Source organism: Candidatus Mesenet endosymbiont of Phosphuga atrata, assembly GCF_964020175.1.
Lineage (GTDB): Bacteria > Pseudomonadota > Alphaproteobacteria > Rickettsiales > Anaplasmataceae > Mesenet.
Window position 1 is genome coordinate 547,165 of record NZ_OZ026541.1, and the last position, 26,142, is coordinate 573,306.

At 32.7% G+C, this 26,142-nt stretch carries 26 protein-coding genes and 1 tRNA gene; 17 read left to right on the forward strand and 10 right to left on the reverse strand.

From position 1 onward, the window contains the following. Positions 1–3 precede the first annotated feature (3 nt). On the forward strand, positions 4–1,290 hold the full coding sequence (locus AACL09_RS02730; protein WP_339048773.1) for a folylpolyglutamate synthase/dihydrofolate synthase family protein: 1,287 nt from the start codon (positions 4–6) through the stop codon (positions 1,288–1,290). 9 nt (positions 1,291–1,299) lie between these two features. Here AACL09_RS02730 and AACL09_RS02735 read toward each other — a convergent pair whose 3' ends face one another. From AACL09_RS02735 to AACL09_RS02760, 6 genes are all read right to left on the reverse strand, one after another. Continuing rightward, positions 1,300–1,908 (reverse strand): RlmE family RNA methyltransferase, encoded by a 609-nt coding sequence (locus tag AACL09_RS02735; RefSeq protein WP_339049001.1) that lies wholly within the window; start codon positions 1,906–1,908, stop codon positions 1,300–1,302. Between the two features lie 46 nt (positions 1,909–1,954). Continuing rightward, a complete protein-coding gene (locus tag AACL09_RS02740; RefSeq protein WP_339048775.1) occupies positions 1,955–2,752 on the reverse strand; it encodes a methyltransferase domain-containing protein in 798 nt (265 codons plus the stop codon). A 64-nt stretch (positions 2,753–2,816) separates the two neighbouring features. Then, complete coding sequence (pnp, locus tag AACL09_RS02745; RefSeq protein ID WP_410519825.1) at positions 2,817–5,144, reverse strand: polyribonucleotide nucleotidyltransferase; 2,328 nt, start codon at positions 5,142–5,144, stop codon at positions 2,817–2,819. Positions 5,145–5,165: 21 nt separating this feature from the next. Next, a complete protein-coding gene (gene rpsO, locus AACL09_RS02750) occupies positions 5,166–5,438 on the reverse strand; it encodes a 30S ribosomal protein S15 (RefSeq protein WP_339048777.1) in 273 nt (90 codons plus the stop codon). Between the two features lie 113 nt (positions 5,439–5,551). Continuing rightward, a complete protein-coding gene (hemH, locus tag AACL09_RS02755) occupies positions 5,552–6,586 on the reverse strand; it encodes a ferrochelatase (RefSeq protein WP_339048779.1) in 1,035 nt (344 codons plus the stop codon). After that, on the reverse strand, positions 6,579–7,520 hold the full coding sequence (locus AACL09_RS02760; protein ID WP_339048781.1) for a hypothetical protein: 942 nt from the start codon (positions 7,518–7,520) through the stop codon (positions 6,579–6,581). The genes hemH and AACL09_RS02760 overlap by 8 nt, the downstream gene beginning before the upstream one ends. Positions 7,521–7,633: 113 nt before the next feature. Here AACL09_RS02760 and ndk point away from each other — a divergent pair, with 113 nt between their 5' ends. After that, the gene (gene ndk, locus AACL09_RS02765) at positions 7,634–8,059 is read left to right on the forward strand and encodes a nucleoside-diphosphate kinase (RefSeq protein ID WP_339048783.1); all 426 of its coding nucleotides are present in this window, start codon (positions 7,634–7,636) and stop codon (positions 8,057–8,059) included. Positions 8,060–8,078: 19 nt separating this feature from the next. On the opposite strand, the gene AACL09_RS02770 is transcribed toward ndk, so the two are convergent. Next, entirely contained in the window at positions 8,079–9,677 is a 1,599-nt protein-coding gene (locus tag AACL09_RS02770; RefSeq protein WP_339048785.1) for a hypothetical protein, read from the reverse strand. Positions 9,678–9,834: 157 nt separating this feature from the next. Between AACL09_RS02770 and pdxH the strand changes: the two genes are divergently transcribed. Then, positions 9,835–10,428 carry a pyridoxamine 5'-phosphate oxidase gene (gene pdxH, locus AACL09_RS02775; protein ID WP_410519813.1) on the forward strand — a complete coding sequence of 198 codons (594 nt, stop codon included), beginning with the start codon at positions 9,835–9,837 and terminating at the stop codon, positions 10,426–10,428. 12 nt (positions 10,429–10,440) lie between these two features. On the opposite strand, the gene erpA is transcribed toward pdxH, so the two are convergent. Next, complete coding sequence (gene erpA, locus AACL09_RS02780) at positions 10,441–10,860, reverse strand: iron-sulfur cluster insertion protein ErpA (RefSeq protein ID WP_339048787.1); 420 nt, start codon at positions 10,858–10,860, stop codon at positions 10,441–10,443. A 49-nt stretch (positions 10,861–10,909) separates the two neighbouring features. On the opposite strand from erpA, the gene AACL09_RS02785 reads away from it, so the two are divergent. The 3 genes from AACL09_RS02785 to AACL09_RS02795 all read left to right on the forward strand — a co-directional run bounded on the left by AACL09_RS02785 (position 10,910) and on the right by AACL09_RS02795 (position 14,611). Then, positions 10,910–12,115 carry a deoxyguanosinetriphosphate triphosphohydrolase gene (locus AACL09_RS02785; protein WP_339048789.1) on the forward strand — a complete coding sequence of 402 codons (1,206 nt, stop codon included), beginning with the start codon at positions 10,910–10,912 and terminating at the stop codon, positions 12,113–12,115. A 7-nt stretch (positions 12,116–12,122) separates the two neighbouring features. Next, a complete protein-coding gene (gene ribD, locus AACL09_RS02790; RefSeq protein WP_339048790.1) occupies positions 12,123–13,211 on the forward strand; it encodes a bifunctional diaminohydroxyphosphoribosylaminopyrimidine deaminase/5-amino-6-(5-phosphoribosylamino)uracil reductase RibD in 1,089 nt (362 codons plus the stop codon). Between the two features lie 110 nt (positions 13,212–13,321). After that, positions 13,322–14,611 carry an ankyrin repeat domain-containing protein gene (locus AACL09_RS02795; protein ID WP_339048791.1) on the forward strand — a complete coding sequence of 430 codons (1,290 nt, stop codon included), beginning with the start codon at positions 13,322–13,324 and terminating at the stop codon, positions 14,609–14,611. 75 nt (positions 14,612–14,686) lie between these two features. Here the strand turns inward: AACL09_RS02795 and lpdA are convergent, their stop codons facing one another. Continuing rightward, positions 14,687–16,084 carry a dihydrolipoyl dehydrogenase gene (gene lpdA / locus AACL09_RS02800; RefSeq protein WP_339048792.1) on the reverse strand — a complete coding sequence of 466 codons (1,398 nt, stop codon included), beginning with the start codon at positions 16,082–16,084 and terminating at the stop codon, positions 14,687–14,689. Between the two features lie 143 nt (positions 16,085–16,227). On the opposite strand from lpdA, the gene tkt reads away from it, so the two are divergent. The 4 genes from tkt to AACL09_RS02820 all read left to right on the forward strand — a co-directional run bounded on the left by tkt (position 16,228) and on the right by AACL09_RS02820 (position 20,203). Further along, positions 16,228–18,183, forward strand: coding sequence for a transketolase (tkt, locus tag AACL09_RS02805; protein ID WP_339048794.1), 1,956 nt, complete (start codon positions 16,228–16,230; stop codon positions 18,181–18,183). A gap of 58 nt (positions 18,184–18,241) precedes the next feature. Beyond that, positions 18,242–18,526, forward strand: a complete 285-nt coding sequence (locus tag AACL09_RS02810; protein WP_339048796.1) for a DnaJ domain-containing protein — start codon at positions 18,242–18,244, stop codon at positions 18,524–18,526. Positions 18,527–18,713: 187 nt separating this feature from the next. Continuing rightward, a complete protein-coding gene (locus tag AACL09_RS02815) occupies positions 18,714–19,496 on the forward strand; it encodes an ABC transporter permease (RefSeq protein WP_339048798.1) in 783 nt (260 codons plus the stop codon). Further along, a complete protein-coding gene (locus AACL09_RS02820) occupies positions 19,493–20,203 on the forward strand; it encodes an ABC transporter ATP-binding protein (protein WP_339048800.1) in 711 nt (236 codons plus the stop codon). The genes AACL09_RS02815 and AACL09_RS02820 overlap by 4 nt, the downstream gene beginning before the upstream one ends. A gap of 73 nt (positions 20,204–20,276) precedes the next feature. Here the strand turns inward: AACL09_RS02820 and AACL09_RS02825 are convergent, their stop codons facing one another. Beyond that, a complete protein-coding gene (locus AACL09_RS02825; protein WP_339048802.1) occupies positions 20,277–21,098 on the reverse strand; it encodes a hypothetical protein in 822 nt (273 codons plus the stop codon). Positions 21,099–21,280: 182 nt separating this feature from the next. Here AACL09_RS02825 and AACL09_RS02830 point away from each other — a divergent pair, with 182 nt between their 5' ends. The 7 genes from AACL09_RS02830 to pyrH all read left to right on the forward strand — a co-directional run bounded on the left by AACL09_RS02830 (position 21,281) and on the right by pyrH (position 26,141). Then, positions 21,281–22,180 carry a class I fructose-bisphosphate aldolase gene (locus tag AACL09_RS02830; RefSeq protein WP_339048804.1) on the forward strand — a complete coding sequence of 300 codons (900 nt, stop codon included), beginning with the start codon at positions 21,281–21,283 and terminating at the stop codon, positions 22,178–22,180. A gap of 6 nt (positions 22,181–22,186) precedes the next feature. Next, positions 22,187–22,258, forward strand: a tRNA-Cys gene (locus AACL09_RS02835). A gap of 130 nt (positions 22,259–22,388) precedes the next feature. Next, positions 22,389–22,517, forward strand: a complete 129-nt coding sequence (locus AACL09_RS02840; protein WP_339048806.1) for a ribosomal protein bL36 — start codon at positions 22,389–22,391, stop codon at positions 22,515–22,517. A gap of 222 nt (positions 22,518–22,739) precedes the next feature. After that, a complete protein-coding gene (locus tag AACL09_RS02845) occupies positions 22,740–23,441 on the forward strand; it encodes a TerC family protein (RefSeq protein ID WP_339048808.1) in 702 nt (233 codons plus the stop codon). A 202-nt stretch (positions 23,442–23,643) separates the two neighbouring features. Next, complete coding sequence (gene rpsB / locus AACL09_RS02850) at positions 23,644–24,519, forward strand: 30S ribosomal protein S2 (protein WP_339048810.1); 876 nt, start codon at positions 23,644–23,646, stop codon at positions 24,517–24,519. Beyond that, the gene (gene tsf, locus AACL09_RS02855; protein ID WP_339048812.1) at positions 24,464–25,408 is read left to right on the forward strand and encodes a translation elongation factor Ts; all 945 of its coding nucleotides are present in this window, start codon (positions 24,464–24,466) and stop codon (positions 25,406–25,408) included. Before rpsB ends, tsf begins: the two co-directional genes overlap by 56 nt. 10 nt (positions 25,409–25,418) lie before the next feature. Next, positions 25,419–26,141 carry a UMP kinase gene (pyrH, locus tag AACL09_RS02860; RefSeq protein ID WP_339048814.1) on the forward strand — a complete coding sequence of 241 codons (723 nt, stop codon included), beginning with the start codon at positions 25,419–25,421 and terminating at the stop codon, positions 26,139–26,141. Position 26,142: the final 1 nt, after the last annotated feature.

Here is a 26,142-nt window from a genome sequence, read left to right on the forward strand (position 1 = left end):
ATGATGCCGCATTGGCCAAAGCCTTTAGGTTTTAGGCCTCAAGACTTTGGTCTTGATCGCATATCTAATTTACTAAATAGGCTTGGAAATCCAGAAAAGAAACTACCTCCAGTAATACACGTTGCAGGTACTAACGGTAAGGGATCAACAATAGCTTTTATTAACTTTATAATGAAAGCTGCGGGTTATAAAGTTCATGCTTATACGTCACCCCACCTAATTAATTTCAATGAAAGAATAACCGTTGCAGGAAAACACATAGCTGATAGGGAATTATATAATGTACTGGAAGAGTGTCGAATTGCTGCCGAAGGTATTCCCATTACCTTCTTTGAAGGTACAACAGCTGCTGCATTTTTAGCGTTTTCACGTGTAAAAGCTGATATATTGCTAATTGAGGTGGGAATGGGCGGACGTCTTGATGCAACAAATGTAATAGATAACCCATTGCTTACGATTATTACTTCTATATCGCTTGAGCACACTGAATATCTCGGACCAACAGTAGAGATTATTGCTGGTGAGAAGGCCGGTATAATAAAGCCTAATGTTACCTGTGTTATAGCTCCACAACAAGATTCCGTGATGAGAATGCTGGAGTTTTATGCGTCTAAAAATAAATCTCCTTTATATAGAGGAGGATATGAATGGATATGTAAACAGCATGATAATCATACCATGTCGTTTAACTCATCTGTTCAATCTTTGAAATTACCTTTGCCATCTTTACAAGGAGCGCATCAAATTATCAATGCTGGTAATGCAATAGCAGCATGTAGTATACTGAGCGGAAAATACAACTATAATATAGATTATGAACACATTGCTTCTGGCATAAAAAAAACGTATTGGCCTGCAAGACTTGAACATGTAAAAAGTGGACAGCTAATTGATATGTTACCTAATGGTTGGAAATTGTTTATAGATGGTGCCCATAACCCTGCAGGAGCTCAGGTTTTATCTGAATGGATAGCAGATAATTTTAAAAAAGGTGTGTATATTATACTTGGTGTAACAAAAGATAAGGACATTGAAGGGTTTTTAAGGTATATTAAACCTCACGCAAAGTTATTATGTGCAGTTTGCGTTAAATCAGAACCACGCAGCCAAAATGCTAAATTTGTTAAAGAGAAAGCAGTAGCTGCAGGAATAAACGCTATAGCTTGTGATTCATTGAGTGATGCAATATCTAAGATATTAAATGAAGCTACTTGCAGCGAAATTAAAAATATAATAATTTGTGGCTCATTATTTCTAGCAGCTGATTTTATGTTAGAAAACAGTTATTAGACTTATTTCCTATAAACAAAAACCTAATCCCAGTAAATATATTTCTGCAGAATCAGATCTACTAGATTTGGGTTTAAAGTATTTTACTACTTTAAAAGCTTGCTTTAACTCATCTAAAAAAGATTTTTCGCATTCACCTGGAAATATTTTTACTACGAATTTGCCATCTTTACCTAAGAATTGCTTAGCAAGCTCGAGTGCTCCTTCACAAAGATTAATAATTCTAATATGGTCTGTTCTGCTACAACCGCAGGATTCTGGTGCCATATCAGAAAGTATTAGATCAAATTTATAAGAGCCCAGCTTATTATGTAAAATATGCGCATCATCTATGATATCACACTGCACAAATTTTACGTCCTGAATATCTTCAATTTTTTGAATATCAACAGCAAAAACTAAACCTTGATTATTTTTAATAACTCTTTGTGCTATAACTTGTGACCAGCCACCAGGATATGCCCCTAGATCAATTACTTTGTGGCATGCTTTAAAGAGCTTAAACTTATCATCTATTTCAATAAGCTTAAAAGCAGAACGTGATCTATAGCCACTAGTACGTGCATTTTTAACATACCTATCATTAACATGACGAGATAACCACTTAGTAGATGATATTTTCCTCCCCTTTGCGGTTCTAATTTTTATTTTTATATTTAACTCTCTATTTTAATTTAGTACCTTGCATAATTATCATCTCGAATGTTGCTGGAATGTAACGATCATCTTGTACAAAGTTATCTATATAAAACTTTTCAATCTCAGCAATCAAACTTTTAGATAAAAAACTTTTATTTCTTGTGTATAGCATATTAGTTTCTCCCATACCCCTTAAGTCGTGGAATAAATCAAGTATACTTTTATATTTTACAGTTATAGTATATACATCTAATACTGAATTTACAAATCTACTTTGCTTTAATAAATTAGTGACATCTACTGCATTTATAAATGGTATTACCCTGGGTGTCGCCACACCAAATTTTGACTCAATACTCAATATGGAATATCGCAGTTCATTTAAAGTTTGTGAGCCAAACACAGTACCAATAAACACACCATCTTTTTTCAGAACATCGTTAATTCTTAGCAAAACACTTGGCAAGTTATTAACACAGTGTAACGACATCGTGCTCATTACAATATCGAACGTTTGTTCCGCGAACGGTAGAAATTCTTCATCAAGTACAACCTTCTTATCATACTTGATTTTATTTATTGCATTACAAGAAATATCACATTGTAGTAACTTTCCTTCAAAAGAAAAGTTACTACTTTGTAAAAGATTAGCCAGTTTATCATTCCTGCAACCTAGATGAAGTAAGCTATCATCTTGATTTAAAAAAATGCTTAGCTTTTCAAATATTATATCAATTATCTTATTAAATAAGAAATCACATTCTACATCTAAACAAGCTGCTCTATCTCTATATTTTCTGTATAAACTACGATCAAATATCAATTTATTACTAAAAATATAATACTATTTGCTGTAAAGAAAAAACTATATATAAGTTTCCGGCTTCCTAATATGTTTTCGGCTTTCTAGGATTATTAACATTTCCTCCACTAAAACGAGAACCACCACCACGAGAATCACTAAAACGAGAATCACCACTACGATTTCTACTGCCCATAAAAGAAGGTTTACCTCTACTGCTACTATCATAGCTTTTATTAGATTTATTATCATAACTAGAGAAACTACCTTTATCTTTTGAAAAACTCCTTGGTACTTCAGAAAGTGCACCTTCAAGTAATTCTCCTGTTTCTTGATCTACCCTACGTATAGATAATTTAAAGCGGTCACGTTCAATACCAATAACTGCAGCCCTGACAACTTTTCCAATGCTTAAGTGCTCACTTATTGAAGATATTCTTTTATCTGCTATTTCACTAATATGTATTGTTCCCTGTTTTGAACCTAAAAACTCAGCATTTGCAATATAGTCTCCTGTTGCAGTAATTTTTGCCTCATAAACCACCCCTATTTTAGGATCTGCAATAATATTAATAATCATTTCTTTAGCATCCTCTGCCAGTTTGGTAGTTGATGCAGAAATCACTACTGCCCCATCATCTTGTATACTGATAACTGCCTTACACTTATCTTGTATATCTCTGATATTTTTTCCACCTGTTCCTATAACGTTACGAATTTTGTTTTTATCTATAAGCATAGATATCATTTTAGGAACATTTTCTTTTAGATTATCATTTGGTTCTGACTTAACATCATCCATTTTATCCATTATATAAAGCCTACCTTCTTTAGCTTGTGCTAATGACTCTTTAATAATATCAAAATTTATACCAAAGATCTTCATATCCATCTGTAACGCCGTAATACCAGCCCTAGTACCCGCAACTTTAAAATCCATATCGCCTAAATAATCTTCATCACCCAATATATCAGAAAGAATCACATAATTACTATTTTCTTCTTTTATAAGCCCCATAGCAATACCAGCAACTGCAGATTTAATTGGAACACCAGCCTCCATAAGAGCAAGCGATGCACCGCAAACTGTTGCCATAGATGAAGAACCATCAGATTCTGTAATCTCAGATACTAATCTAATCGTATACGGAAAATTTGCTTTATCAGGTAAGACAGGCTGTATAGCACGCCATGCAAGTTTACCATGGCCAATTTCTCTTCTTCCTGGAGCACGTAAAGCTGTAGATTCACCAACAGCATAAGGAGGAAAGTTATAATGAAGCATGAAATGTTCACGCCGATCACCTTCAAGATCATCAACAATCTGCTCATCTTGAGTGGTACCTAGAGCAGCAACAACTAACGCTTGAGTATTACCTCTAGTAAAAAGAGCAGAGCCATGAGTTTTAGGCAAAATATTAACTTCAACTTCTATTGGGCGTATTTCAGTAGCAGAACGTCCATCTATTCTCTTACTTGTAGACAGAACTGTACTACGTACCAACACTCGTTCGAAATTTTTAATTGCACAAGATACAAGTTGCTCATCTTTTTCTTTAAACTCTTCTAATATACTATTTCTAATATTATCAAGAGCTTCTACCCTATCCTTTTTAATAATATTTGTGTAAGCACGAGAAAAATCACCTTCATATTTTTCTTTAATTTCGTTAATAATATTATCAGCTTCACTGCAAGGAGTGAAAATTATAGGTTTGATTTCAACTTTACCTGCAAAATCTTTGATTAATTTAATTACATCCTGAAGCTTTTCATGACCATACTTTATAGCTTCAAGCATTTGATCTTCAGATAGCTCATTTGCTTCAGATTCAACCATAAGTATAGAATCTTCATTACCAGATAAAAATAAATCTAATCTACTTGATGATATCTCCTTTACAGATGGGTTGAGTATATAATTACAGTTGTTATTTTTATCAAAACAGCAACCAACTTTTGCACCAGCAATACTTCCATTAATTGGTGCACCAGAGATAGCTAAAGCAGCAGCAGCACCAATTAATGCTGGCACTTCTGGAACATTTATCATATCGTAAGTCAGTAGATTACATATTACACTTACTTCGTTATAAAAACCTTCTGGGAACAATGGCCTTATACTCCTATCTATTAACCTAGAAATTAAGGTTTCTCTATCCGATGGCTTACCTTCTCTTTTAAAGAAACCGCCGGGAATTTTGCCCGTAGCATAACTTTTTGCAACAAACTGCACAGTTAAAGGTAAAAAATCAGCATCTTCCTTTGCCTGTCCAATTACAACAGTTACTAATACCGCTGTATCACCATAACTTACAACTACTGAACCGTTTGCTTGACGTGCTATTTTGCCAGTTTCTAAAGACAAAACAGACCCACCCCACTCTATAGATTCTTTGATCATTTTAAACATACTTATATCCTTCAAAAAAAATTATTTTCTAATGCCCAACCTTCCTATTAATTTTTTATATTCCTCGTCACCATGTTTATGTTTTATATAGTTTAAATGCTTACGCCTTCTACCTATTAGGACTAACAATCCACGTTTAGAATGATAGTCTTTCTTATGTATTTTAAAATGATCCGTTAAGTTACTAATTCTTACACTTAAAATTGCACACTGGACAAAAGATGAACCTGTATCATTTCCTGTAGTACGATACTCACTAATTAACTCATTTTTTCTTTCAGAAGTTATCGACATAAAACATATTCCAATTTCAAAATAATGAAAATACAAACACCACTAAAGGCTATCCTATTAAATTATAAAGGTTAATAATATTAATATCATATTTCTATAAGTATACAAGTGATTTATCTATTACTATTTAAATAAAAATACCTGAGATTATAATTCCTCCAACACATTTTATATCTCTTACAACACTTACTATTTTTCACATTTAAACAAATTTGAAATAAGCAATTAATAAAAAAAGTGTTAGTTCCTGGTGTAGGAACGCGATAATAATAATGGTCAAGCATTAACTTTTTATATTCTATGTCTAATTCTACTAAAGTTTCAGAATGTTCTGAAACAAATGCAACAGGCACTAAAATCACTGGCACCTTGTCACTCTTAGCACGCAATAACTCATCTTTAGTGCTAGGCTCCAGCCATTTTACAGGGCCAATTTTGCTTTGATAACATACGTTCCAATCTAAATTTTCAATATTTAAAGACTCAGCTATCAGCTCACTTGTCTTTTCTATTTGCCATGCATATGGATCACCTTTCTCAATAACACTAATAGGCAAACTATGAGCAGAGAATAAAATCCTTGGCTTCCCAAATTCACTAGCTAATTTATAGTATTTTATTATTAAGTTACTGTAAGATATGATAAAGTCTTTATTTTCATAGTAACAACATGCAACTTCTGTTATAAAATTAAACTTATAATAAGAGGCTACTCTGTACCAATTTTCAATTGCGGATAATGTTGTAGTAGTAGAGTATTGTGGATATAGCGGCAATAAGATAACTTTATCTGGATCAAATTTATTAACGTTTTGTACGACTTCATCAGCAAATGGAGGTGAATAACGCATGCAAACAAAAGTTTTATAAATACCACAACTGCTCTCATTCAACCTGCCTTCTAACTTTTCTGCTTGCATCTCTGTTGCTTTAAGAATTGGTGATTTTCCGCCTATTTGTTTATATATTTCTATTGCTGTACTGAGCCGTTTCTTAGAAATTAGCTTTGCTAAGAGAAATCGCCAAGGATTTGGTAAATTGATTATCCTTCTGTCATAAAAAAGATTAAATAAAAAAGGCTCTACAGTTTCTAAAGAAGATGGTCCACCTAGATTAAATAAAACTACAGCAACTTTTTTCCTATGCATTACAGCATGTAGACTTTACCTGTCCTATACATTTAGCTACTGCATTATCCAGACATTCAAAGGGAGAATTCATGTTTTTGCAAACTTGGTAATGACTGTCCACAAAAATCGTAACTGGAAAAAAAGTTATATCAATAGCATTTCTGATAAACCCATAAAATAAATACCCAGAGCGCTTTAGACCGTTTTTAGTTGCAGCAAATTTATCTTTATCGCTGCAACAAGTAAGTAGATCAAAAGGAAGATTAAATATTGCCTCACAAAGTTCCACAACAGAAAGAGATAGCATAGTGGTAGCCTGTATTAATTTAAGTGGCAATGTAATTATGTTTAATAAAACTAGTAAAATAAAATCTCCTCTTGAAGGTGCATTTTGTTTATCTTTATAATTACTATGACCAGGAAAGTTGAATATCAAATTTCCGTCTTCATAGATTGGGTAGTGGATATCATCTTGCTTAAAACTACTTTTGATTTCTTCTAAATTGTAATCTTTATAAAAACACTTAGTTAGCTTCTCACGCAGCTCAAAAGTTCTAACTGTAAAACAAATAGCTACCATCAAGATAATACAAATCAAAGTACAATACAAATACATATGATCTTGTAAAGCGCTATCTACACCTGGGATTCTTGGTATTCCAAAACATACAAGCGGCATGATAATAGCAATTTCAAAGAATGGAATAATATTTCTTGCCATTGAAAAAGCAGCACTTTTTTTTAGGTGGCGATATTTTTCTGTCAATGCTCCATTACTATTTTGTTGTTTAAGCAATAAATAACGTAAAGAATAATTAATATAGCTTACAAATGCCAATTGGAATGTAAAGTGACCCTTAACTGCACAAAACACAGATGATTTAATGTGACCAAAGTATGCGGAATTTTCTTTTTTCTTTTTACAGCAGTCTCCCACCTGTACCTCTATCATTTACCTTTAAAGCTAACTATATTGTACGCTAGCTTTAAGTACAATGAAAAAATCCCTTTTAAATTTGAAAATTTATAAGTAAAATAACATTATTATAACTAAAAGGATAAATTTTGAACGAAAAGACTCTTTCTATTTTAAAACCTGATGTAATAAAACGTAATATTATAGGTAAGGTCATCTCATATATTGAACAATCTGGATTAAAAATTATTACCCAGAAAAAAATGCTACTGACAAAAAAGCAGGCAGAATTATTTTATGAGATTCATAGAGAAAGGCCCTTTTTTCCTGATCTCGTTGAATTTATGACTTCTGGCTCTGTTATTGTTCAAGTCCTTTCTAGAGAGAATGCTGTAAATAAGTACAGAACTATTATGGGAGCGACAGACCCAAAACAAGCAGATAAAGGCACAATAAGAGGTGATCTTGCCGATAATATTGATGCCAACTGCGTACATGGTTCAGACAGCATTGAAAACGCTAAAAAAGAAATTGCTTTTTTCTTTGCAGAGTATGAGTTAATAGATATAGAGTGAAGAAGTTAAAATAAACAGTCTACCTATTGCAGCATACAGAACTCGATACTTTTTGTAAGGATACTTCGGACAATTTGGTAGATGAAATTAACGTTTCTGCTTTACTTCTTATCAAAAATTCTCTTAACTTTTGACAGCCATCAAGATCACTGAAGTCAGTTGAGAATGGTAATTGATAACGTTTCAAATCACCAATTAACTTTGACGTTTGCAACTCAAACTCTTCTACACTAAGATTTTCAAGTTCGTATTCTTTCATGACACGTAAAAACTCCAAATTTAACTCTTGAGAGTTCGGTCCAATGAAGATCTTTTTGGTTTTTAGTGTTTCAGCAACATCTCGAATAAATTTCTTCTTTAAAAAACCTACAACATTAGAAAAAGAAGAAACATATTTGTCTATTGCACCCATTAGATTATTTAAGGCATTACAGTATAATTCCATTACTCTTGGCAATTCCATTTCACTAGACTCACCGTAACTGCCATTTTTAACATTATCTATTGCATATTTTGCGAAATAGCTAACATGATTTTGAACACAACTTTCATTTACACTGTAAAAAGGATAATTGTTATTAATATTCATATATTTTATAATATTAAATACGCTATTTGCAGTTTCTTTACAAATCTCTATAGGCAAGTAAGACTCTTTTACATCTAAATCAAAAGCGTATTCAAGCCTGTCTTTAAACCTATTGTTAAAAGACATAGAATACTCAGAGCCATTTTTTGTAAAAACTACATTTTTAAATATTTGAAGCATTCTAGGTTGAGAACATCGTTTAAATTCTTTATCCATCTCTAACTTAGGTACAAGATACCTTATCTTAAAAGTAATGGGATCAACTACGCATGAGGTAATGTGTCCATGGCGACATAGAATATTAGACTGATCAATATTGATATCATGTTCGTATTTTAGTAGAGCTTTTATTACCATTTCAAGATTTTGCTGTGATCTTCTATCTCCTTCCTTAGCTCCCATTAAGATAACTTTTTTGCTGCCAGCAGGCATGTATTTAAGTACATTAAATAAGTGATCTTCAGTAACACCTGTATCTACATGAATGAGAGCTGTTTTTTTACTACTTATGTCTCTAATAATTAAGGCAATACAGCTAAATAGACCAAAAGTTCCCATCTTTTGATTAGATGAAAAACCCACTTCTCCTTGAGCAACAATATGTGCCTCTTTATCATACTTACCTTGAAATTTATTAAAACTTAAATCACGAATGTCTTTAAAATAAAAACTAGCAAGCTTTGTTGACTGAGCAAGATATACTAATATCATTTCAGCATATTTTAAGATATTGCAACAACTAAAGTAATCAATTTTTTGCTCATCAAGCTCATTTTTAATTGTATCAAAATAACTATCTAAGTCGTAATCTTTACCACAGTAGGTGACACTAATTAAACTTCTCTTTTCGCCTTCTACAAGATGATCTAGAAATTCTATTTTTGTGCGAAACAATTCAAATAAACTTTTATCCTCAATTACCTTATCTTCCTCTAAATTTGAAAAAGGAGAAGGCAAAGCTTTTATAGCTTCAATTATCTGATTGATATCAATTGTTTTATCAATAGCTTGATTGTTGATGTATAGCATAATTATCCCCCCTGTATATTAAATATTATGCTTAAAAAAATAATAAATATCAATAATTAATATTTAAATATTCTTAAAATGGTATTCATTTTGATATTCAAAATTTGATATTTAAAGAAAAGCTGTCAATAATGTTAGCTGACCTTAATATTGTGTCATGACTATTATACCTACGGCAAATCCTATAGAATTCTTCGACCTTTGGTACCAAGAAGCTTTGCAAACAAAAGTTAAGGATCAAAATGCAATGGTGCTTGCAACCTGTAGTAAAGATTATACTCCATCTGCAAGAGTTGTACTACTTAAGGAATATAGCAAGAAAGAGTTTGTTTTTTTTACTAATGTAAATAGCCGTAAAGGCAAGGAACTAACAGAGAATCCAAAAGCAGCTTTAGTGTTTTATTGGGTAGAGCTTTACAGACAGATAAGAATTGAAGGTGAAGTAAAGCTATTAGAAAGCAATAAAGCTGATAATTATTTTGCTTCGCGTCCAAAAGAAAGTCAAATAAATGCTTGGTGCTCAAAACAATCAAGTACTCTAGAAGACTTGTATTCTTTTAGAAATGAAATGAAAGAAATGGCAGAAAAATTTAAAGATAAAGAAATTACAAGACCAGATTTTTGGGTAGGGTTCTGCGTTATCCCAAAAGCCATAGAGTTTTGGCATGGGGGTAAGCACAGAAATCATACCCGCTACAAATATCAATTAACTGAGGATAATAGCTGGAAAATAGACCAATTGTACCCATAATTTACTTATATATTAAACCGCAAAGCTATTACCACAACCACATCTAGACTTAGCTAAAGGGTTTTTGATAATAAACCCAGATCCATTTAAATCTTCAGTATAATCTACTACCGAATTTTTTAAGAACTGAGCAGAATTATTATCTACAAGTAAGATTGGTTTTCCGCACTCATCATTTATCATGATACCAGATGCATCAAGTTCATCTTCATCATCATCTTCATCATCAAAATCGTCATCTTCTATATCGTAATCATCGTCTTCATCATCATTTTGTACTTCATCCATTTTGAAATTATATTGAAACCCAGAGCATCCACCACCAGATACTAAAACACGTAAGGCAGAATTAGAACTACCTTCTTCATCTATAAGGGAATGAACTTTCCTAATTGCATTTTCAGTTAGAGTTATATTATAATTCATTGACATAAATACCCAAATTTATTTTAACTAGATATTATAATAATAATATTAGATAATGTCAAATAAAAATATTTTATCAAGCTTTGCTTGTGCATTTGATCAAACAAAAGGAAGATTTTTTGATGAAGAAGATGATAAATATCGCAGCTGTTTTCAACGCGATAGAGACCGCATTATTCACTCTGGTGCATTTCGCAAGTTAGAATATAAAACACAAGTATTTATTAATTACACAGGAGATTATTATCGTACAAGATTAACTCACAGTTTAGAAGTAGCACAAGTTGCACGTTCTATATGCAAAAGATTGCGTTTGAATGAAGATATTGCTGAAGCGATATCTTTAGCTCATGATTTAGGACACGCACCTTTTGGTCATGCAGGGGAAGATGCTTTAAATCAAGCAACAAAGAACTTTATTGGTTTTGATCATAATATACAATCTTTAAGAATTTTAACGTATCTTGAGCAGCGATATATTCGTTTCAACGGCATTAACCCTACTTGGGAAATTTTAGAAGGCATCGCCAAACATAATGGTCCTTTACCTGAGAATAAAAAATCTCTAATTACTAATCATTTGGTACAAACAATACCTGAATATGAAAAAAAGAAGGAAAAATATGATTTAAAATTTGCGGAATTCTCAAGCGCTGAAGCCCAAGTTGCTGCAATTTCTGATGATATAGCTTACAATGCACATGATCTAGATGATGGGCTTAGGGCGAAGTTTTTTACTGTTGATGATTTATCAACTCTTCCTTTATTTGGTGAGTTATTTAAGGAAGTATTGAACGAATATCCAAATTTACCACAAAATAAAATAATATATGAATTTCTAAGGAGAATGATAAATTTCATGATTCAAGATATTGTCAAGCAGGTTGAAAAAAACATTCAAGTTTATAATATTGAGACTTCTGAAGATATAAGGAAGCTAAAAAGGCCTTTAGTGCATTTTTCCCCAGAGCTTACTGAAAGTAATAAAAAGCTTAAAGAATTTTTAAATGCAAAGGTGTATAGGCATTATAAAATTAATAGAGTAACCAGCAAAGCAAAGCGAATAATTTGCGATCTTTTCAATATTTTTCACAATGAACCAAATATATTACCTACAGAATGGAGCAAAATTGCATCTAGCGTAGGTGAAAAACAGCGTTCTATTATAGTTTGTGATTACATTGCTGGCATGACTGACAGGTTCGCTATTCAGGAGCATAGAAGAATATTTGATACTTCGTATGAAATGACGTCTTTTTAAATTTTTTATGTACGATGATGATCATTTCATGTCAATTGCTTTAAGACTGGCAAAGCGAGGGTTAGGAAACGTCTCACCCAATCCTACAGTTGGCTGCGTTATTGTTCAAGATGATGTTATCATAAGTAGAGGCTGGACTCAAGCTGGTGGGCGCCCTCACGCAGAAGTTATCGCCTTAGAACGTGCTGGAAATCTAGCACATAACTCCACTATGTATATTACTCTTGAACCATGTTGCCATCATGGAAATACAGCACCCTGCACTGCAGCTATAATTGCTTCCGGCATAAAAAAAGTTGTAGTTGCCACATGCGATCCAGATAGTCGTGTATCAGGTAAAGGGATTGAAGCCTTATTAAAGGCAGGAATCGAAGTAAAATGCGATGTGATGAAAAAAGAAGCAGAAGAATTAAATGCTGGATTTTTTTACAGCAAAAAACTATTCAGGCCTTTTATAACATTAAAGATGGCAATGTCCTTTGATGGCAAAATTGCCACTTCTGCAGGTGAAAGTAAGTGGATAACTAGTTCTCTTACTAGAAAATGGGTCCATAAGGTTAGGGCTGAGCACGATGCCGTTATGATAGGTGGTAATACTTTAGAAATTGATGATCCTATGCTAGATTGCCGCCTACCTGGACTTGAAGAGCAATCGCCAATGAGGATCATAATAGATGGCAAAGCAAGATTAAAACCAGAGCATCAGATTGCAAAAACAGCTAGTAAAATAAAGACTGTAGTAATTACAGACCGTGAACCAAAGGAAAGAATAAAACATATTGATTATCTTATAGCTGATAATTACAAAACTTCTCTAAAGGAGGTAATGCAAGAACTAACAACAAAGTTTGGTATCACCAGACTATTAGTAGAAGGTGGAGGCATTCTATTTACAGAATTGCTTAAGCAAAAGCTGGCTGACAGAATAATTTGCTGCAGAGCGGGCAAAATTCTTGGCAATGAAGCGCTACCTGCAATAGGAAATTTAAACATTGTAGATATAAGTCAATGTTATGCCCTAAAAAAAGTTGAGTCATTCAACTTTAGCGATGACATAATTGAAATATGGGACACTAAGACAACAACTTTCTTATAGCAGAAATATAATAACTATTTTTATAAAAAAGTAAAATATCAATCTATAAATTGACAAGTATAGCATTATATATTAATATATTAATTATTATCATAAATTTGGGGGAATTTATGTCACTTGAAAAACAATTAGCTTATGAAGCAGAGAAAGGCGATATAGAAAAAGTACGTTCTTCACTAAAAGAAGGAGCAGATGTTAATTATAAAAGTTATTATGATGAGACACCTTTACACAGTGCTGTCATATATGGTCATACAGAGATTGCAAAGTTGCTTTTAGATAAGGAAGCAAATATTGAGGCAAGTTATTATAGTAAGACACCTTTACACTATGCTGCCGAATATGGTCGTACAGAGATCGCACAGTGGCTTTTAGATGAGAGAGCAGATGCTGAGGCTAAAATTAATAATCATCAGGTACCTACACCTTTGCATGAGGCTGCCATGAATGGTCATACAGGGGTTGCAGAGTTGCTTTTAAAGCATGGAGTAAATGTTGATGTTGAAAATTGTTATGGTGAGACACCTTTACATAAGGCTGTAAACAACGGTCATACAAAGATTGTACGATTGCTTCTAAAGTATGGAGCAAGTATTAAGATCCGAGATTTTCTTGGTGAGATACCTTTACACGGCGCTGCCTACCGTGGTTATATAGAGATTGTATGGTTGCTTTTAGAGAATGGAGTAAATGTTAATGCTAAAGATAATAAGGGGAAGACACCTTTACGCCAGGCTGCTGAAAGAGATCGTACAGAGATTGTAGTATTGCTTTTAATTTATGGCGCAATTTTACATGATGATACTAAACATATAATAAACAATTCATCTAAACTTAAAAAATGCTTTACAGCATTTAAACAAATAAAAGCAATGCCGCACTTAGGTAAATTAATAGAAGCAAACACAAAAAAAGAAGGTGCAAAAACTATTGCTAGTTACATAAACAATGAAGCAGAAGGACAAAAGTTAATTGAAGAGTTCAAAACAATTAAAGAAAAATATAGCTCTGATGAGCAGTTGTCTTTTGTACCTGAGCATATGTTAGATTTTGTTGAGCATATCACCATAAAATTTTTAAAATTTCATACAGATAATAAAAAGGCAATTAAGCTATTGTTAGAACAAAAAGATGATATTAAAATAACCAAAGCAGTACTAGTTGATAGTAAAATAACTGATAAAACAAGAGATGAATATGAAAGATTACCTAATGAAATAATACAAGAGATATCATCATATTCAAATCTAAATGAATTAAATTTTGATAATGCATTATTAGCTTTAAACGAAAAAGCAGATGTGTTTTTAAGTGAATTAAAAAATGTTTATCAAAGTCCAAGTACAGCATTAGCTGCATCTCAGCCAGAAGTAGTTTCCGGACAATGTTACATAAAGTAGGGAATTTCCCAACTCATACAGAAACTTGGTTCTTTAAAAAGACTTAGCGAGTCATTAGACTAGATAAATAATTTTTTAGCTACTTAATGACTCATCATCTGCACATAGCACCGACTCATGTATCATTTCAGAGAGAGTTGGATGAGGAAATATTGATGATTTTATATCAAGATCCACTGCTTCAAGTTGTCTGCTGACAACGTAAGTGCTGATCATCTCGGTAACCTCTGCTCCAATCATGTGAGCACCAAGTAATTCTCCTGTTTTTTTATCAATAATAGTTTTTACCATTCCCTCATCTTCACCTATTACAATGGATTTGCCATTACAATTGGAAAGAAATTTACCCACTTTTATCTCATATCCATTTTCTATCGCCTGCTTTTCGGTGAGCCCAACACTTGCTATTTGTGGATAAGAATATATGCAACTAGGTATATTTTCTTTTTTTAAACAAATAGCATTTTTTCCTGCAATTTTCTCTGCACATATTACTCCTTCATGGCTTGCCTTGTGCGCTAGGCATGGGTTGCCAACGACATCACCAATAGCGTAAATTCCTGGTTCCGCTGTTTCATACCACTGATTTGTTTTTATAAAACCTAAGTTATCTTTTACGATTTTAGTGTTCTCAAGACCAATATCTTCAGTGTTAGGTTGCACTCCAACAGCCAAAAGAACCCTATCTACTTCTACTTGAATCGACTTACCTTTATTATCGATTATACTTAGTTCTACAGAGTCATTTTTTTTATTTAAAATTTTAGCAGTACTGTTTGTATATATCTCCATTTTCTGTTTAACAAATATATCTTGTGCTAACTTAGAAATATCTTGATCCTCAAGCGGCAAAATGCGATCTTGCGCTTCTACAATAATAACTTTGCTGCCCATTGTGTTATAGAAACTTGCAAATTCTATACCAATTGCTCCAGAGCCTATTATAAGTAGAGATTTAGGTAATACTTTTGGCACCATAGCGCTTTTCGCATTCCATATTAGGTTATTATCTGCTTCCATACCAGGAAGGCTGCGCGCTCTTGCTCCAGTTGCCAAAATAATGTGTTTTGCAGATATGCTAACTTTTTCCTTACCACTTGTGATGTCTACTGTATTTTTATTAGCTATCCTACCAAACCCTTTATGAACAGTGATACTATATTTATTCATTAAATAACTAATACCACTTGCTAATTTAGCCACAACATCTCTAGAACGCTTTACTACATTTTCTATGTTAAAACTTATATCTTTAACTTCTATGCCGAAATCTTTCGCTTTTTTTATTGAATGATACAGCTCAGAAGTTTTCAGTAATGACTTTGTTGGAATGCATCCCCAGTTTAAACATACACCGCCTAAGTTTTCCTCTTTTTCAACTAAAGCAGTTTTAAGGCCAAGCTGTGCTGCTTTTATTGCTGCTACATAGCCACCAGGTCCACTGCCTATAACAATTAAATCATAATCTGTCATCTGATCTTTGATAAAAAACTTAAATTATAATATCAGAAATATTGTGTGCGTAAAGAGTAGCAGTTATCGCAGAGAAAAATCCTTTACTTGCAAGATTTATGCATCTTTTCTAAGATTTATTAATTTCAATACGATACTAAAAAATGATAAATGATTATTTTAATATGGCAAAGGCCATAAGGTTTTTATCAATTGATGCGGTACAGAAAGCTGCATCAGGGCATCCAGGAATGCCGCTTGGGATGGCAGATGTTGCAACTGTTTTGTTTTCAGAATTTTTACGCCACAACCCAAGTGATCCAAATTGGTTTAATAGAGATAGATTTATCTTATCAAACGGTCACGGCTCAATGCTACTGTATTCGATTTTATACTTAACTGGTTATATAGGAATTGATGAAATAAAAAACTTTAGACAGCTTGGTTCTAAAACTCCGGGTCATCCAGAGTATGGATTAACGCCAGGGGTAGAAGTAACCACAGGTCCACTAGGACAAGGTTTTGCTTGCTCAGTTGGGATGGCAATAGCTGAAGCTGTTTTAAGAGAACGTTTTGGTCCAGATTTGGTTAATCATCACACTTACGTTATGCTAGGTGATGGCTGCTTGATGGAAGGGGTAAGTTCTGAAGCTGCATCACTTGCTGGTCATTTGAAGTTAAATAAGCTTATTGCCATTTTTGACGATAATAATATATCGATAGATGGTAGTGTAGATTTAGCATTATCAGATGATATCACTGCTCGTTTTCTCTCATACGGATGGAATGTGGAAAGCATTGATGGCCACAATTATGCTCAAATTTCAAGCGCCATCAAAAATGCACATAACTCCGATAGGCCCTCTCTTATTCGCTGCAAAACTACTATTGGTAAATTTGCTGCAGAATATGCTGGTAAATCTTGTGCTCATAGTGGTCCATTTAAAGAAAGTGCAGTGCTTAAAATGCGTCAGGATTTAAATTGGAAGCATGAGCCATTTATTATTCCACAAGACATGTTAAATATGTGGAGGAAGACAGTAGAAAGAGCTAGATCTGGTTACGAAAAATATAATGAAAAGCTTAATTCCAATGCAGAACTTAAAAGAATTATAGAGAAGCCTCCTAATGTAAAAGAGGTATTGGAAAATTTAAAAAAACAGATCTTTAACTTAAAGCCAAGTGAAGCAACTAGGCGCTCATTTGGTAGGGTTATGGAGGAATTGACAAAAATCATGCCAGAGCTTATAGGTGGTTCTGCTGATTTGAGTGATTCAAACTGTACAAAATACCCGCATATGCAAATTATAAGTCGAAACAATTTTAATGGTTCATATATTCATTTTGGAGTACGAGAGCACGCGATGGCAGCATGTATGAATGGCATGGCACTTCATGGTGGGATATTGCCATATGGAGGAACGTTTTTAGTATTTTCTGATTACTGCCGTCCTGCAATTCGTCTGTCAGCTTTGATGAAGCAGCAGGTGATATATGTAATGACGCATGACTCCATTGGCCTTGGTGAAGATGGGCCAACGCATCAACCAGTTGAGCACCTTGCATCACTGAGGGCAATTCCAAATCTTCTTGTGTTTAGGCCAGCTGATGCACTTGAGACTTTAGAATGTTTGGATATTGCTTTAAGCTCTAAAGACTCACCTTCCCTTTTTGTGTTATCGAGGCAAAATTTAAACTACATGGGCAGACCATATCAAAAGGAAAATCTCTGTGAATTTGGTGGGTATATTCTATCTGAGTATAAAGATAGCTTAGATGTCACCATATTTGCTACAGGTTCAGAGGTTGAAATTGCCATAGAAACAAAGAATAAACTCCAGCAAAAAGGAATTGGAGTAAGAGTTGTATCCATGCCGTGCTGGCAACTTTTTGATCAGCAAAGCAATAAATACAAGTTAGAAATTTTAAATAATAATAACATTAAAGCTGCAGTTGAAGCAGGAAGCAGCCTGGGGTGGCATAAATATATAGGTCAAGATGGAATTTTTGTTGGTATGGAAAGCTTTGGCTGCTCTGCTCCATATAAGAAACTATATGAACATTTTAACATCAACGCTGATAGTTTAGTTAAAAAGATATTAGATAAATTAAGAAAATAGCTTTATTTTTTAATAAAATAATGTTATAATATAAACCATTTAAATATATAGAGATATTATGTTCATCAATTACTATGAAGTGCTAGGTGTAGATAGAAATGCTACTGAAGGTGAGATAAGGGAAGTATATAAAAAATTAGCACTAAAGCACCACTCAAATAAATCAATTGAAAATTGCGTGAAAAACTTATCTAAAAATTTAAAGCCGTTGATGGATAAGTACATTCAGAATTCTGGCAGCCCCGCTAAAAGAGCTCAAATGTCTGATTCCAAAGATAGCCCTAGTACTTCCTTTGATACTACAAAAGTAGAAAAAGATAATAAGAATTGTATAATTATGTAATAAAGTAGAGAGTTAAACGCAAAAATAAGAATGTATTGGATTGGAACTATTCCAATCCAAAAAAATCATAAAATGGAATATATCAATTAAAAAATTTTAAGATAAATTTTTTGTATTAACCCTTTTTTACTATGTAGCTGCTAATTTATTCTGTAATATATAACTTGTGTTGCTGGGGTAAAGTGTGATGCTATTTTACACTATGGGTATATTTATAGGTAGTGGTAAATACTCAATTAATTTTCTGTCATCCATTGGCAGGATGTTTATTTTTTTTATTAAATCTATCTATCAGTGTTTTTTGCCACCTTACTACTTTCATACTCTTTTAAAACAAATCATGGAAGTAGGATATTTTTCTCTACCAATTGTTGGCCTAGCTTCAATTTTTATTGGTGCAATAATAGTACTGCAAAGTGGATTAAATCCACCAATTATTAACCCTGATTCCATAATACCATATATAGTCGTTACATCAATTACAAGAGAGTTAGGACCGGTTTTAATAGGGCTAATAATTGCAGGAAAAGTAGGAGCAGCAATAGCAGCAGAAATTGGTACTATGCGTATAAGTGAGCAAATAGATGCACTTATAACGCTTGGTGTTAATCCTTTTAAATATCTTATCGCTCCACGAATTATAGCATTGGTCATTACTCTACCTATACTTATAACCTGTGCTAATTTGATAGGAATATATGGAGGATATTTAGTGGCAGTTTTTGAATTGCATTACAGCCCAGATATATACATAAAACATGCCATCAAATCCTTAAATATGTGCGATTTAACACTTGGACTTATAAAATCTTTTGTTTTTGGAGCAGTTATATCACTTGTAAGCTGCTATTATGGTTATTCTTGCAAAGAAGGTGCACGTGGTGTCGGAGTTGCAACAACTTCAGCTGTCGTATTGTCTTCAATTTTTATAATATTATTAAACTATATTATCACTTTAACCTATTCATGAGCAATATAATATCAATTTCAGATTTGCATTTGTCCTTTAATGGTAGAAAAATACTCGATGGGATTAATTTACAAGTGTCAAGAGGAGAATCCCTAGTTATCATTGGTGAGTCAGGAAGCGGAAAGTCTGTTCTTACTAAGATCATCATTGGCCTTATGAGCCCTGATCTAGGAACAATTAAAATAAATATTCCAGGCAATAATAAAGTACTGAATTTTGGAGTTTTGTTTCAAAATAGTGCCCTATTTGATAGCATAACTGTGTGGGAAAATATATCGTTCAATTTTAAAAAACGTTTAAATGTAAGTGAAAAAGAGGCAAAGAAGCTGGCAATAGATAAGTTAAATATGGTAAGGTTAAGCCGAGATACAGCTGATATGTTTCCTTTAGAGCTCTCAGGTGGCATGAAAAAAAGGGTAGCACTTGCAAGAGCAATAGCTCATAGTCCACAAATGATAATCCTTGATGAACCGACGTCTGGACTTGATCCGATAGTAACAGATTTAATTAGTGACATAATAATTAAGTTATCTAATGAACTAAATTCAACAATAATTACAATTACACATGATATTCATAGTGCATTTAGAATTGCAAATAAAATAGCAGTACTATACCATGGAAAAATTCTGTTCTGCGGCACTGTAGAAGAGATAAAAAAGACTAATAATAATTATATTAAAAATTTAATTAAACATGCTGTTTAATAGATTCAGTGTAAATTCAACTTAAGTATTTAATACTCAAATCTATTTATCCATTATAAAAGGCAACATAATCTTAAAGGTTGTTTTTTGTGGGTTTAAAATTATTTTCAACATCAACTTCTTGCAAAGCTATTCGCTCCTTACTTTTTTCTACATATACTTTGTTTTTTAACTGACAGATAACGTATCTAGTCACTATGAATAACCCTGCTAGAAAGAAAAGTGGTAAAAAAGCTAAAAAAATTCCAGAATTTTCGTTTCCATTAGATGACATACCATTAGTACTATTGAACTCCAACACTCCTTGATTAAAAGCAGTATAATTTGGCCGCAGCGTATATGAGCTAGAATTATTAATCCTTATAAGAGGAAAATCAGTTGAGTCAACTGATGCATTGGAAATATTTTGACTAAATAATGGTACGCGTGAAGTTATTCTACTTTTTAATTTCTTATTATGACGGTTACATTCATCACTATCTACTGCTAAATCACTAGGTAAACGCCAATATTTCTGACATCGTTCATCATAGACAAAGCCTTGCAAACATTCAATTAACTCTTGTTTGCTTGGAAAGGTTATATCTAATGCTTCTTTAAAACATTGTCTTATAAGATTATAACTTTTATGATCTTCCTCACAGCTAACTAGGATAGCAGTATCAGTAAAACTTTTTGAATAATTATTTTTTACTTCAGAACTATAGGTATAAATTTGCTTAGTTTTTGTAGCATTACCTACATCGAAATGTAACTCAAAATATATAGAGCCATTTCCTGGCTTTAGAGTAATACTACTATTTTCATATTTCCCTTCTTGCTTTGATGTATAAACAATGTGTTTATCAAGCACAGCAAGAGAAGTATAGTATTGCCATCTTTCTCTTTCATTCATGTTTATCCCCCATTCGATTTGGTTATTCAACCACCTTTAAAAAAGCTAAGATGAATGCTTTTTTAGTTGATATGTTTTTATTTAAAGCAACTTTAAGAGCTCTTTACACAGAAGTCTAATTTTATTTGTATAGATAGGAAATATTGTTATAGTTTTGATGTTATTGTTAGTTTTAAAACATTATGGCTCTAAATAGCAGAGTAACTGAGATCCTAAATAACTACGAAAGTGAAAATCCAGGAGTTAAAGCAAACTTAGTACGCATTTTAATGAATGGTAAACTTGGTGGTAGTGGTAAATTAGTCATTTTGCCTGTAGATCAAGGTTTTGAGCACGGTCCAACAAAGAGCTTTGATGTCAATCCTGAAGCATATGATCCACATTATCATTTCAAATTGGCAATCGATGCAGGATTAAGTGCATATGCTGCACCTCTTGGCATGATTGAATCTGGAGCTGTGTCTTATGCTGGTTCTATACCACTTATTTTAAAAATGAACAGTTCTAATTCTTTGCATCCTAAATCAAGTTCTCATGATCAAGCAATTACTGCCTCAGTAAAAGATGCATTGCGCTTAGGTTGCAGTGCTATTGGATTTACTATATATCCTGGTTCTTCTAATAACTTAAATATGATTGAAGAAGCCCGTGAAATAATAGCTGAAGCTAAATCATATGGTTTAGTAGTTATAATATGGTCTTATCCAAGAGGTGGAGATATCTCAAAAGAAGGTGAAACTGCACTTGACATTGTTGCATATGGAGCACATATGGCAGCATTGCTTGGTGCTAATATTATAAAGGTAAAATTGCCAACCAATTATATAGAACGTGATAAAACTCCTGCAATTGATATGATTTCAGAAAGGATAAAATACGTTAAAAAGGCTTGTTTTGCTGGAAGAAGAATAGTAGTTTTCTCAGGAGGAGAAGCCAAGGATCCAAGTGATTTATATAATGAAGTCAGAGAAATTGCCAAAGGTGGAGGTGATGGTTCAATAATAGGACGCAACACTTTTCAAAAAAACAAAAAAGATGCATTATCTATGTTAGAAAAAGTAATTGGCTTATATAAAAGCTAACTCTATGGCTGGGTGGCAGAATGGTTTATGCGGAGGACTGCAAATCCTTTCATACCGGTTCAATTCCGGTCCCGGCCTCTTATAATATATTATATTTATTATAAAATATCTTTTATTAATTAACTTTTTATCAAGATAAAATAAATTTTTTAATTGACTTAATGTTATCATGTTCTAATATAGCTTACATACTATGTAGCAGTAAATTATGAAAGTGTTTGGTTCTTTAAAATTTGCCAAAAAACGTGACAGAAATTGCTTGGTTGTTCGTAGAGGGAAAAGGATTTATGTTTTAAATAAATTAAAACCTAGATTTAAAGCACGTCAGGGTTATTAATCCTATATTGAAATTTTAACTGTGTTAGTTTACTTGTTGATAATGACTGATTTAGGTTGTTATTGATTTATTTAGGCAAATTTTTCTTGAAAGGGACTTTAATCAGTTTCATACCATAATCAAAATAAATTTGAAGTTTTAAAGATTTTTAAACCATATTAGTTTATAAGAAAACAATCAGCCTATTAAGCATTAGATAGTGCATTATTTATTTTACATAAAATGTTTCATGATATTTTTGTCCTACTTATACTATCGGCATTAGAAATTGTTCTGGGCATAGATAATTTAATTTTTATCTCCCTTTTAGTTCAAAGAATACCTAGTGCATTACGTAATAAGATTTGTATTTTTGGACTTAGTTTAGCACTTCTTATGCGTCTTGTAGCATTATTTTTTATTTCTTCTATACTTAGTATGGATAAAATCATACTTTCTTTTCTATGGTTTGATATATCAATAAAAGATTGTGTACTAGTAATAGGTGGTATATTTTTATCAACTAAAAGTTTTTTAGAGTTGTATAGAGATATCTTTATTGGGGATAGTAATAAAGTTAGAAATACTGATCCTAAGTCTAAGCTTATACTAGTTGTACTACAAATTGTATTAATAGATCTAGTTTTCTCTATAGACTCAATATTAACTGCTATAGCATTAACTCACAACATTGTAATTATCACAATTGCATTTATGTTTTCTATGCTAGTTATGTTTTTCCTATCTAGTCATACAACTTCATTGGTAAGTTCTTACCCTGAATTAAAAATAGTAGCGATCTTATTTATATTCGCCATTGGCGTTTATCTTATCTTAGATGGATTACATATTGAATTATCACAAAAATATATATATTTTGCATTTGCTTCTTCCCTTCTGACGACTCTCCTTAATATCGTTAAGAGAAGGAACGCTATAAAGTAGAAGGGATATTTTTAAAGTAACATTAAAAAAATAATTAAGACAAAACATATTTAAACAATTACATAATGCATTTAAATATTGCAATATATATTGCTTATGAGTATATTTTTGATAATACTTAAAATTTATACTTCGCACATGACAAAACAAATAGTCCTTAAGTTAGGTATAGTCATGGAGGAAAAACTATTTGGAGAAAACTATGGTATATTCACCCGATTTTACTTTACAGAATTTAATTGAAGCTGGTGTGCACTTTGGTCATAAAACCAGTCACTGGAATCCTAAAATGGCTCCATATATATATGGGATTCATAATGGGACCCATATAATTGACTTACGAAAGACGGTTCCATTTTTAAAAAGGGCCCTTCAAATATTACACGATGCTGCCTTAAAGAGGTGGCGTATTTTATTTGTTGGAACAAAACTACAAGCTGCGTCTATTGTTGTAGAAGCTGCAACTCATTGTAGCCAATATTACGTTAACCATCGTTGGCTGGGTGGTATGTTAACAAATTGGTCAACCATTTCCTCTTCAGTTAAGAGGTTACAAGAATATGAGAAGATGATTCAGGACGAGGATACTACCTTAACTAAGAAGGAAGTATCTGACCTTGATAAAAAAAGATTTAAACTAGAAAGATTCATCGGTGGCGTTAGAGAGATGGGTGGTATGCCTAATATTTTAGTTATTATAGACACAAATAAGGAACGCATTGCTATAAAGGAAGCACAAAAGCTGAGAATACCAATAATTGCTATGGTAGATACAAATTCTGATCCTACAGGAATAGATTATCTTATACCTAGCAATGACGATGCAAAGGGATCAATAGAATTATTCTGTAAGCTTGCATCGCAAGCTATTTTAGCTGGTATTGAGCTGGATCTTGCTAAGTCTGGTGTCAAGATTGACGATATAAAAGATAGTAAATTTGAAAGGGAATTAAAAAGAAATACAGAAATAGGTAATACGCCACCAAAAAAGAAGCTGAAATTTGACTCAGGGGAAGAGATAGATGATGCTTCACAAAAAAGATATCGAAGAGCTTTGGAGAGTGACAAAAATGAGTGATATGAATATAAACGATATAAAAATTTTGCGTGATAAAACTAGTGCTGGTGTATCTGACTGTAAAGAAGCACTAAAGCAATGTGGAGGAGATATTGAATCTGCAATTAAATATTTAAGGGAAAAAGGTTTATCTAATGCACAAAAGAGAGTAGATAAAGAAGCTAAAGAAGGGGTTATTATAGCTCATATAGAAGAGAAATCTGCCGCAATGATTGCATTAAATTGTGAAAGTGACTTTGTTGCCCGTAGTAGTAGGTTTCAAGTTCTAGCTGAAAAGCTTGTTTTACTTGCACATAGAAATAATTCTAACGATTTAGATAGCTTTAAAAGAAGTAATTACAATGTAAACAGTAGTATTGAAGAAACAATAATGAATGAAGTTATGGTGCTAAAGGAAAAAATCAACTTAAGTGAAATTTGCTATTTAGACATAGAAGATGGAGTAGTTGCTGGCTATGTTCATAGCAGTATCCCTTCTAGTGAAGATGCATCATTTAATGGTAATGCCCCACCTATTTTTGGTAAAGTTGGTGCATTAGTGATACTAGAATCTAAGGGTGATAAAGAAAAATTAAAAGCACTTGGCAAACAGTTGGCTATTCACATAGCTAGCATGAAACCAAAAGCACTATCTGTTAGTCATTTAGACCAGGAAGAACTGGCAAGCGAGCGTCTTAAAATTATAGAAGATGTAGAAAAATTAGGTAAGCCTGAGAAAGTTATGGAAAATATAATTAATGGCCGCATTGCTAAATATTATGAAGAAGTTGTACTTTTAGAGCAATTTTTTCTAGGTGAAAAAGTAAAAATTGTCGATTTAATTAAATCAAGTGAAGCAGAATTGAATTGTGCAATCAACTTGGTTGATTATAAGCTGTTTATTATATGACCTTAATTTTATGATTTTAGATAAAGAAATCAAGTATTCCAGAATTCTATTAAAGGTATCTGGAGAAGCTTTTATGGGTTCTAAGGGATCTGGTCATGACGTAGATGCTATTAATAAGTTATCTAAAGAGATAAAAGAGATTCATAAGTTAGGAATACAAATATGTTTAGTTGTTGGAGGAGGTAATATATTTAGAGGCGCCTCAGCTTCTTCAACCGGTTTTGAGAGAGCAAGTAATGATTATATTGGTATGCTTGCAACTGTAATGAATGCTTTAATTTTGCAAAATTCTTTAGATAAGATCAATCTTCCATCTAGAGTGTTATCTGCAATACCGATGGTAACTATTTGTGAAACGTATATAAGGAGAAGAGCAATTCGTCATTTGGAAAAAGGAAGAATTGTAATATGTGCAGCAGGAACTGGAAATCCGTTTTTTACTACCGATACAGCTGCTACACTTCGTGCAGTTGAAATAGGTTGTAATGTTATTCTCAAGGGCACACAGGTAAGTGGTGTTTATTCATCAGATCCAAAATATAATAAAGATGCAAAAAAATATAAAAAAATATCGTATACTGATTTATTATCACAAGATTTAAAAATTATTGATGCATCTGCAGTGTCGATGGCACGTGAAAACTCTATCCCTATAATAGTTTTTGCTATAAATAAGGAGAAGATAACTGATCTTGTAAAAGGTCATGGAGATTATACTGAAATTTCAAATTAAT

Excerpts from the sequence above, each read along its gene's own strand:
- AACL09_RS02820 (WP_339048800.1), top strand. The coding sequence starts at position 19,493 with ATGAGCAATATAATATCAATTTCAGATTTGCATTTGTCCTTTAATGGT.
- AACL09_RS02770 (WP_339048785.1), bottom strand. The coding sequence starts at position 9,677 with ATGCTATACATCAACAATCAAGCTATTGATAAAACAATTGATATCAAT.
- hemH (WP_339048779.1), bottom strand. The coding sequence starts at position 6,586 with ATGCATAGGAAAAAAGTTGCTGTAGTTTTATTTAATCTAGGTGGACCA.
- pnp (WP_410519825.1), bottom strand. The coding sequence starts at position 5,144 with ATGTTTAAAATGATCAAAGAATCTATAGAGTGGGGTGGGTCTGTTTTG.
- AACL09_RS02845 (WP_339048808.1), top strand. The coding sequence starts at position 22,740 with ATGTTTCATGATATTTTTGTCCTACTTATACTATCGGCATTAGAAATT.
- AACL09_RS02830 (WP_339048804.1), top strand. The coding sequence starts at position 21,281 with ATGGCTCTAAATAGCAGAGTAACTGAGATCCTAAATAACTACGAAAGT.
- lpdA (WP_339048792.1), bottom strand. The coding sequence starts at position 16,084 with ATGACAGATTATGATTTAATTGTTATAGGCAGTGGACCTGGTGGCTAT.
- pdxH (WP_410519813.1), top strand. The coding sequence starts at position 9,835 with ATGACTATTATACCTACGGCAAATCCTATAGAATTCTTCGACCTTTGG.
- rpsO (WP_339048777.1), bottom strand. The coding sequence starts at position 5,438 with ATGTCGATAACTTCTGAAAGAAAAAATGAGTTAATTAGTGAGTATCGT.
- AACL09_RS02840 (WP_339048806.1), top strand. The coding sequence starts at position 22,389 with ATGAAAGTGTTTGGTTCTTTAAAATTTGCCAAAAAACGTGACAGAAAT.
- rpsB (WP_339048810.1), top strand. The coding sequence starts at position 23,644 with ATGGTATATTCACCCGATTTTACTTTACAGAATTTAATTGAAGCTGGT.
- AACL09_RS02785 (WP_339048789.1), top strand. The coding sequence starts at position 10,910 with ATGTCAAATAAAAATATTTTATCAAGCTTTGCTTGTGCATTTGATCAA.
- AACL09_RS02760 (WP_339048781.1), bottom strand. The coding sequence starts at position 7,520 with ATGATAGAGGTACAGGTGGGAGACTGCTGTAAAAAGAAAAAAGAAAAT.
- AACL09_RS02810 (WP_339048796.1), top strand. The coding sequence starts at position 18,242 with ATGTTCATCAATTACTATGAAGTGCTAGGTGTAGATAGAAATGCTACT.
- erpA (WP_339048787.1), bottom strand. The coding sequence starts at position 10,860 with ATGTCAATGAATTATAATATAACTCTAACTGAAAATGCAATTAGGAAA.
- AACL09_RS02815 (WP_339048798.1), top strand. The coding sequence starts at position 18,714 with ATGCTATTTTACACTATGGGTATATTTATAGGTAGTGGTAAATACTCA.
- AACL09_RS02825 (WP_339048802.1), bottom strand. The coding sequence starts at position 21,098 with ATGAATGAAAGAGAAAGATGGCAATACTATACTTCTCTTGCTGTGCTT.
- pyrH (WP_339048814.1), top strand. The coding sequence starts at position 25,419 with ATGATTTTAGATAAAGAAATCAAGTATTCCAGAATTCTATTAAAGGTA.
- AACL09_RS02795 (WP_339048791.1), top strand. The coding sequence starts at position 13,322 with ATGTCACTTGAAAAACAATTAGCTTATGAAGCAGAGAAAGGCGATATA.
- tkt (WP_339048794.1), top strand. The coding sequence starts at position 16,228 with ATGATAAATGATTATTTTAATATGGCAAAGGCCATAAGGTTTTTATCA.
- AACL09_RS02730 (WP_339048773.1), top strand. The coding sequence starts at position 4 with ATGCCGCATTGGCCAAAGCCTTTAGGTTTTAGGCCTCAAGACTTTGGT.
- tsf (WP_339048812.1), top strand. The coding sequence starts at position 24,464 with ATGATGCTTCACAAAAAAGATATCGAAGAGCTTTGGAGAGTGACAAAA.
- ribD (WP_339048790.1), top strand. The coding sequence starts at position 12,123 with ATGTACGATGATGATCATTTCATGTCAATTGCTTTAAGACTGGCAAAG.